Source organism: Streptomyces bambusae, from assembly GCF_019400985.1.
Classification (GTDB): domain Bacteria; phylum Actinomycetota; class Actinomycetes; order Streptomycetales; family Streptomycetaceae; genus Streptomyces; species Streptomyces bambusae_A.
In genome coordinates this window covers 1-7,470 of sequence record NZ_WTFF01000349.1, presented here as the reverse complement: position 1 = coordinate 7,470, position 7,470 = coordinate 1, and the positions used below count along the sequence as shown (strand labels likewise).

The window sequence follows — 7,470 nt, the reverse complement described above, 5'->3', positions numbered from 1 at the left end:
CTGTACGCCACTGCCGCGGCCGAGCCCGCACTGGCCGCCGCCTGGCTCGCGGCCGCGGCGGCGTAGGAGGCGCGGCGGGATGCCTCGACGGCCGCGTTGGAGGCGTTCATCGCGACGCGCGACGCGTCGGCCGCGCCCTTCGCTGCATCGCCGGCTTTCCGGGCCGCGCTGCCGGCGGCGGCCACGTCGTCCTGGGCCGCCTGCGCCTCGGCCGCGGCCTTCTCCGCCGCCTCCTTGGCTACCGCCGCCGCCGCCACGGCGCGGGCGGCCGACTCCTCCGCCTGCCACGTCTTCGCCTCGGCGTTCTTGCCCTCGCGCTGGACGACGGCGACGAGTTCCTCGATCCTCACGCGCTCCTGGTCACGCGCGCGGGCGATGTGCTGCCCGGTCTCCAGGAACCACACGATGTCGTCGTCGGCGCCGGACAGGGCCCGCTCGGCGTACTTCTGCACCTCCGGGCCCGCCTGGACCAGCATCCTGGAGGTCTCGACGCGCAGGTCCTCAAGGCGTGCCGTGTACTGGCCGTCCAGCAGGAAGGCCTCGAGCGCCGGCTGGCTGCCGTCGGTCAGTGCGGCGTTGCCGTCCCGCTTCACGGCCTTGCCGCCCACGCTCATCACGGTGGCCGTGGCCACCCGCAGGTCCTCCGTGACGGCGGCCTGGAAGCCGCCGCCGAGGAACGCGGCGATGGCCGAGTCCCCGCCGCCCAGTGCGGCGGTGGCGTCACGGCGGAGGCCCTTGCCGGCCGACGCCAGGCCGCGCACGACCGCGAAGCGGTTGTCCTGTGCCGTCACGCCGGCCAGCTGTGTGCCGAGGAAGTTCTGGACGGCGGCGTCGGATCCGGTGAGCGCGGCCGCCGCGGCGGCGCGGGTGGCCCTGCCGCCCAGCAGCCAGGCCTTGACGACCTTCGCCCGCTCGGTGTCCGGAAGCAGGAACGGGTCGCCGTCGGTCGCCGGGGCCTCGGCGGCCAGTGCGGCCAGCGGGTTGAGTACGAGGCTGGAAGCGGCGGCGACGGCCGTGGTGGCCCCGATGGCCCCCAGCACACGACGCCGACTCCAGTAAGTGGTGTCCAAAACGGTCCTTCCGGGTCATCGCCCAGCAGGCCACGCGAGAACGCGACGGCACCTGGCCGGACGGAGAGTTGTTCTGGGAGGCGCCCAAGTCCCTTGGCCGTGGGGCCGTGGGGGGAGTCGGGACAAGGCGTGGCAGCGGAGGCCGCCCTCGGCCCCCGTGCCGAGGGCGGCCTCCGCCTTTTCCGGTGTGTCAGGACGTTCAGATCTTCCAGACCTGGTCGGCGTACTGTGAGTCGCAGCCGACCTGGAGCAGGGGCGCGCCCCATTCCGGTGTGCTCCACGGGACGTACATGCACTTGTCGGTCACCGAGTTCCGGACGGAGTAGCCGCCGCCGGGGACCGGCTCCAGCTTCCACACCTGGTCGCCGTACGCGGGGTTGCAGTCGTACTGGGTGACGGGGGCGCCGTCCTGCGGGGTGGCCCACGGGACCACGAGGCAGCGGTTGTTGAGGTGGTTGCGGATCTGGTAGCCGCCGCCGGGGACCGGCTCCAGCTTCCACAGCTGGTCGACGTACTGCGGGTCGCAGTCCACCTGCTGGGCCGGGGCCCCGTTCTCGGGGGTGCGCCAGTCGACGTATGCGCAGCGGTTGCTCAGTGCGTTGCGGATCGAGGCGGTCGTGAAGCGGACTCCCCGGAGCCAGTCGGCGAGGTCGTCGGTGCGGGTGGAGATGGCGCCCGTACGGGTCTCGGTGGCGGGGGCGCCGAGGCAGCCGCCCTGCCAGGAGCGGGAGTTGACCGCGATGATCCGGCCGGAGGCGTTCAGGAGCGGGGAGCCGGTGTCGCCCTTGCAGATCGCGGAGCCGCCCTTGCCGGTGACGGCGAGGGTGGTGGACGTGGCGGAGTCGAGGGTGAAGGTGCCGGTGTGGAGCTTGTCCGGCACCCACTCGGTCTTCGTGCGGCCGAACCCGGCGGCGGTCAGCTCGGCGCCGGTCGCCGGGGCCTCGGTGGCGAGAGGGGCGGGCGCGATCCCGGTGGCCGGGGTGGCGAGTCGTACGAGCGCGGCGTCCCGGTCCGCGCGTGGTGCGACCTCGGTGACCTCGACCGCGCTGCCGTCGCTGAGCTTCGCGGTGGTCCTGAGAGCCGGTTTGCCGGCCGCGACCGTGCTCCCCGGGGTGGCGGCGAAGCAACTCGCGGCGGTCAGAACCCAGTAGCGGTCGACGAGGGTGCCCGTGCAGGCACGGGAGTCGGCCTCGTCGCCGAGGTTCAGCCGGACGACGTACGGGTGCGCGCCGGCGGCGGTCTCGGGTCCGGAGACCGCGACGGCGGGGGTGGTGGACATCAGGGCCGCCGACAGCAGGGCGGCGGTGGCCAGCAGGCCGGAGATCCGCGCGGTGCGCGGGCGGAGTGCAGACACGTGGGTTCCTTCGATCGCAGAGCGCGGGCGTGGGCGCGGGCGCGGGGTCATGGCCCGGCGGACGCCGTCGCGCGGGTCGGCTTGCCGGCCGACGGGTTCAAGGAGTGGTGCGAGGGGGGCGTACGGGCGCCCGCGGTGTCATCGGGACGTGCGGATCTCCATGAGCATGAAGTCGCGGCCCTGCTCGTCGGCGCTCTCGCCGACCGGTGTCCAGGCGTTCTTGTTCACGTCGAACGTCTTCGCCTCGGTCCCCGTGGTCATGTCGACCTGCGTCGTGTAGCTGTTGCCCCTGACCGCGAAGACCGCGGGTATCTCAAGGGTCAGGTAGCCGGTGGTGCCGGTGACGCGGAAGCAGATCTTGTCGTTCGCGCGGGACCAGACCTCCAGCAGATCGGTCGCGCCCGCGCAGTCGGCGAGCGTGATGTGCCCGTCTCCGCGCTTCAGCGTGATGCCCCGCTCCGCGAGGATCTTGTCGGCGTTCGGGTAACCGAAGTCCTCGATCGCGTAGCCGGGCCCCTCGTCGGCGACCGCCGCCATCGCGTTCGGGGACACCTGAGCGGGTGCGGGGGAGATGCCGCCACCGACCGCGAGCCATGCCAGGGCGCCTGCGCCCAGGGCCGTGCCGGCGATGCGGAGCATTTTCTTGTGCGTCTTCAAGGGTGACCTCGTCGTCGGTTCGGACCGATGCGCCGAAACTGTCGTGGACATGGATGCGAAGGGGATCCGTCGCTCACTCTTCCAATTCCTGGCGGGTAGGGCATTGACGTGCAGTGCACAGTTCCTTGACGGACAGTCGACGCCGGGCTGCTCGCGGCCGGTCTGCTGTCATCCGCCGGCCATACAGGAAGGTTGAATTCCGGATTACCGGTCGAGTGGGAGGAAGTGGCCGGATTTCTCTTCCTCGACGGCCGGCAGGCGGCCAACGGCCACAGAAATCCTTGCGGGGGCCACTTCAGTCCGTGTAGACCCGTGAGCATGCTGCCTGAGGTGACGTTTCACAGTTCCGCATTGCCGCCCGCCGACCGGTTCGAATGCTGGCGGACCCTCATGTCGGAGACGCACGCACCCATGGACCTGCGGACCGAGAACGCTCACGAGTTCTGGGTCAGGCAGCGGAACATTTCACTGGGCGAGGTAACCGTCTACCCGCTGGAATGCAATCCCGTCACATTCCGCCGCACGCCGAAGCTGGTAAGGAATTCGGATCCCGAGGCCTATCACCTGTCGCTTGTCAAGCGCGGGGCAGGAGTGGTCACCATGGGCAGGGAAACACACGCGCACAGCGCGTTCGACTACCACACCAGTGATACCTCGCGCCCGTTCGAAATCATTTCCGCAAGAGAGTCGTTCGAGATCATCGGCATCGAGATACCCAAGGCTCTCCTCCCACTGCCGCCACGTATCGCCGGTCAGGCCATCGGTCAGCGCATCTCGTCCCGGGACGGCATGGGGGCCCTGCTGGCCACGTTCCTCGACCAGGTGACGAGAGACAGCCACACCTACCAGCCGGCCGACGGCCCGCGTCTGGGCGGTGTGCTCGCCGACCTCGTCGGCTCGCTCTTCGCCGGCGTCCTCGACGCGGACCGGTCCTTGACCCCGGAGACGCATCGCCGCGCCCTGACGCTCCGCATCATGGCCTTCATCCGGAGCAACGCCGACGACCCGCGGCTGGACATCCCCGCGATCGCCGCCGCGCACCACATATCCGTCAGCTACCTCCACCGTCTGTTCCAGCGGGAAGGCGGCGGAGTGACGGCCGCGGGCTTCCTGCAGCGACAACGGCTCTCGCGAGCTCGCCGGGACCTGGCCGACCCCCTGTATCAGGGGCTGCCCGTGCACTGCATCGCCGCCCGGCGCGGCTTCAGCCACGCGTCCGCGTTCAGCAGGGCGTTCCGCGATGCTTACGGCATGCCTCCCGCGGCGTTCCGCAGGCAGTCTCTCGGCCTCCAAGCGGGGAGGGAACCCGTGGCCGCCCCTCAGGGCTCCTGAGGGGCGACGGCGACCGGCCACGCTCCCGCGGCTCCCACGCACCCTCAGCCGCGCCCGCCGCCCGCCCTAGACCCCGCCCCCCGTCGTAGTCGATCAGCCCGCGCCCGGCGAGGACATGGACGAGCGTCGCGGCGAAGCCCTTGCCGATGGAGAAGCCGTGCACCAGCGTGTCCGGGCCGGGCACCCCCGTGTGGGCGTCGACCAGCGGCTCGCCGTCCAGGTACGCCGCCACCTGGAAGCCGCCCTCGCCGCCCGGCCCCGCCAGGCGCCCCAGGACCTCCTCGACCCGGGCCTGCGCCCGCTCCCGCACCGGCCCGCCCTACCGCAGGGGCGGGGTGGGCAGCGGATCGCCCTGCCGCGCGAGGGCCGTCATCACCAGCAGGGCGTCCGTCCAGCCGAGCGGGGCGACCGAGGAGGGGTTGCCGGCACCGTTGACGGTCTCGGGCACCTCGCCCAGGCCGTTGCGCTTCGACAGCACCCAGCCCAGCACCCGGTCCGCCTTCGCGGGCTCGTCCAGGTGCGCCCAGGCCAGCGCGAAGAACGAGGTGCTGGCGGTCCAGGCGTACGAGCCCCAGCTGTGGTCCGGGTCGTTGCCGGGCGAGAGCCCGCCGTTCGGCAGCAGCAGCGCCCGGTACGTCGAGTCCAGCGCCTCCCCGAGTCCGGGCGCGGGCTCGTTGAACGGCGGTGCCATGAACGCCGCCGCGCTGTCCCGGCCGTGCCGGCCGTCGGCGGTCCGCGGGTAGCCCCGCGGGGCGAAGGACGTGTCGATGCCGCGCGCGAGCCGCCGGGCCGCGGCGGACCACCGGTCCGCGTCCTGGGGCAGGCCGAGCCGGCCGGCGAGGTCGGCCGCCGCGTTGAGCCCGGCCAGCAGCGGCGCGGCCGTGCCGATGTTGGTGCTGTCCGTGCCCAGTTCCCAGTAGTCCGGTGAGGCGGGCGGCAGCCCGTCCGGGCCCAGCGAGCCGGCGGCGTGGTCGGCCGCGGCGCGCACCATCGGGTAGAGGGTGCGCAGCCGCGCGTCCCGGTCGCCCGGCGGCGCGTGCTCGTACCACTGCCAGGTGGCCCACGGCACCCAGCCGTTGCCGTCGAGCTGCCAGGCCCGGGAGTCCGGGGGACCGCTGCCGTCCAGCTTCGTACGGGCCTCCCAGGTGCCGTCGGGGCGCTGGGTGGCGGCGTCGTAGCGCAGGACCTGGTAGGCCTCCTCGTCGTGCCCGGTGGCCGCGAACGCCACGGCCGCGAAGGCGCCGTCCCGGGGCCAGGAGTACTGCCAGGCGGGGGACCAGGCGGCGGCGAAGGCCCCGCCCGGCCGCAGCAGGGCCCGCAGGGTGAGCAGCGAGCGCCGCGCGGCGGCCCGCTGGGCGGCGTCCCGCCCGGGGACCCGGCCCGAGTCCAGCCAGGCGCGGCTCTCGGAGATCTGGTCCAGGGCGCCGGGGTCGTCCGCCGGCACCACCACCGACCCCTGCGCGCCCGTCGGCAGGTACCGCCAGCGGCCGGACGGCAGCCGCAGGACGTTGCTGCCCTCGACGTAGGAGGCGCCGACCGCGAACGCGGGGGAGACCGCCTCGACGGCGGTGCGGTGGGCGAGCAGTCCGGCGGTACGGGCGGCCAGCGCCTTGGTCGGCACGTAGCACTGCTCGGTCTCGCCGCAGCGCTCCGCACCGGTCGGGTCGACGTGGAAGGCGAGCCGGGAGGAGGCGGCGTGCCAGCCGCCCCAGTACGCCTTGTCGTAGTTCCAGCTGGTCAGCGAGTCGGGCACCGAGCCCGTCGTGCCGTACCAGGCGATGGGCCGGTTCTCGGTGGTGGTGGCCTGGAGGTGGAGGTAGTACGGGGTCCCGGGCGTGACCTCGGCCTGGAGGGGGAACTCCAGCCAGCCCGCTCCGGCCCCGCCGAGCGAGGCCAGGGTGACGGTCCGTGAGGCGAGGACCGAGCCGGCGTCGCTCCGGTCGCCCCGGATCTGCGCGGTCACCGTCCCGGTGGCGGCCCCGCTGGCGATGTAGACGCTCACGCGCGAGATCCGGGTGTCGTCGACGGTGAAGGCCTGCGCGGCGGCGTTGTTCGTCGCCTTTACGCTGAACAGGGCGGTCCCGTGGCGGGACTGACCGTCGTACGGAGGGGTCGCGGCGTCGGGGAACGGCGGAATCCCGCCCCCGAGCAGCGCGGCGGTCAGCACGGATGGGAGGACGCCCGTCGCGAACAGCATGGGGTGCGGCCCTTCCTCGGTCGGACGGCGCGCGGACGGAGAGCTTCCGGCGCCGGAAGGAGGACTCACTATGCACGCCGGGAACCCCCGGGGCGGTCTGCCGGAGCGTGTCCCACCCGGAGGGGTCCGTCATGTCATCCGATGGTGTGACACCACTGCCTTGACGGGCCGTGGTGTGACGCCGCCGCCGTGACCGGCCGTGGTGTGACACCGCTGCCGTGACCGGCCGTGGTGTGACAGCACCGCCATGACCGGCCGTCAGGCGACGTCGATGCCGAAATCGCCCAGCAGGTCCGCCAGGCCCCCGCGGTAGCCCTTGCCCCCGACCACGAAGTCCCAGTCGCCGTTGGCGCGGCGCCGGAACGATCCGAGGACGAGGGCGGTCTCGCCCGGGCGGCCGTCGGAGACGTCCAGCGTGCCGAGCTCGGTGCCGTCGGCGGCGAGCAGCCGGATCCGGGCATCGGTGAAGCCGGCCAGGTCGGCGTGCGGATCGACCTCCGGGTCGATCGCGGCGACGAGGACCAGCCGGTCCGCGGGCTGCGGCAGCGCGTCGAAGGAGACCTCCAGCGCCGCCTTGTCGGGAGCCGCGTGCGCGCGGGCCCGCACGGAACCGTCCGGGGTCCGCGGGTTGTTGAAGAAGACGAAGTGGTCCTCGCTCAGCACCCGCCCGCCCTGGCAGACCAGCGCGCACACGTCCAGCGCGACCGAGCCGGCCCAGGACATGCCCAGCACGTTGTGGTCCGGAGCGGCGGCATCGGCCGCACCGGTGGTACCGGCGGCGGCGGCGTTCCCGGGCGCGCGTCCGGCCGCCTGCCCACCCGGCGCATCGGCCGCGGCCCCCGGTCCGGCCGCAGGCGCAC

At 73.2% G+C, this 7,470-nt stretch carries 6 protein-coding genes and 1 pseudogene; 1 reads left to right on the top strand and 6 read right to left on the bottom strand.

Annotated elements, in window-relative coordinates; translation table 11 throughout:
* The 3 genes and pseudogenes from GPJ59_RS31010 to GPJ59_RS31000 all read right to left on the bottom strand — a co-directional run.
* Positions 1-1,040, bottom strand: a pseudogene (locus GPJ59_RS31010) (ALF repeat-containing protein); the annotation flags it as partial.
* A gap of 229 nt (positions 1,041-1,269) precedes the next feature.
* A complete protein-coding gene (locus GPJ59_RS31005; protein ID WP_219671240.1) occupies positions 1,270-2,424 on the bottom strand; it encodes an RICIN domain-containing protein in 1,155 nt (384 codons plus the stop codon).
* Positions 2,425-2,562: 138 nt separating this feature from the next.
* Entirely contained in the window at positions 2,563-3,063 is a 501-nt protein-coding gene (locus tag GPJ59_RS31000) for a hypothetical protein (protein WP_374200964.1), read from the bottom strand.
* Positions 3,064-3,399: 336 nt separating this feature from the next.
* Between GPJ59_RS31000 and GPJ59_RS30995 the strand changes: the two genes are divergently transcribed.
* Positions 3,400-4,413 (top strand): helix-turn-helix transcriptional regulator, encoded by a 1,014-nt coding sequence (locus GPJ59_RS30995; protein WP_219671239.1) that lies wholly within the window; start codon positions 3,400-3,402, stop codon positions 4,411-4,413.
* Here the strand turns inward: GPJ59_RS30995 and GPJ59_RS30990 are convergent.
* The 3 genes from GPJ59_RS30990 to GPJ59_RS30980 all read right to left on the bottom strand — a co-directional run.
* The gene (locus GPJ59_RS30990; protein WP_219671238.1) at positions 4,304-4,723 is read right to left on the bottom strand and encodes a serine hydrolase; all 420 of its coding nucleotides are present in this window, start codon (positions 4,721-4,723) and stop codon (positions 4,304-4,306) included. The two genes, GPJ59_RS30995 and GPJ59_RS30990, sit on opposite strands and share 110 nt — an antisense overlap.
* Before the next feature lie 9 nt (positions 4,724-4,732).
* Positions 4,733-6,610: a hypothetical protein gene (locus GPJ59_RS30985; RefSeq protein ID WP_219671237.1), complete on the bottom strand. Its 1,878-nt coding sequence runs from the start codon at positions 6,608-6,610 to the stop codon at positions 4,733-4,735.
* A 258-nt stretch (positions 6,611-6,868) separates the two neighbouring features.
* A partial coding sequence (locus tag GPJ59_RS30980; protein WP_219671236.1) for a TerD family protein occupies positions 6,869-7,470 on the bottom strand: 602 nt, incomplete at its 5' end.

What these genes read in the sequence shown, in the direction of transcription:
- GPJ59_RS31000 (WP_374200964.1), bottom strand. Translation starts at nt 3,063, where the DNA reads ATGCTCCGCATCGCCGGCACGGCCCTGGGCGCAGGCGCCCTGGCATGG.
- GPJ59_RS30995 (WP_219671239.1), top strand. Translation starts at nt 3,400, where the DNA reads ATGCTGCCTGAGGTGACGTTTCACAGTTCCGCATTGCCGCCCGCCGAC.
- GPJ59_RS30985 (WP_219671237.1), bottom strand. Translation starts at nt 6,610, where the DNA reads ATGCTGTTCGCGACGGGCGTCCTCCCATCCGTGCTGACCGCCGCGCTG.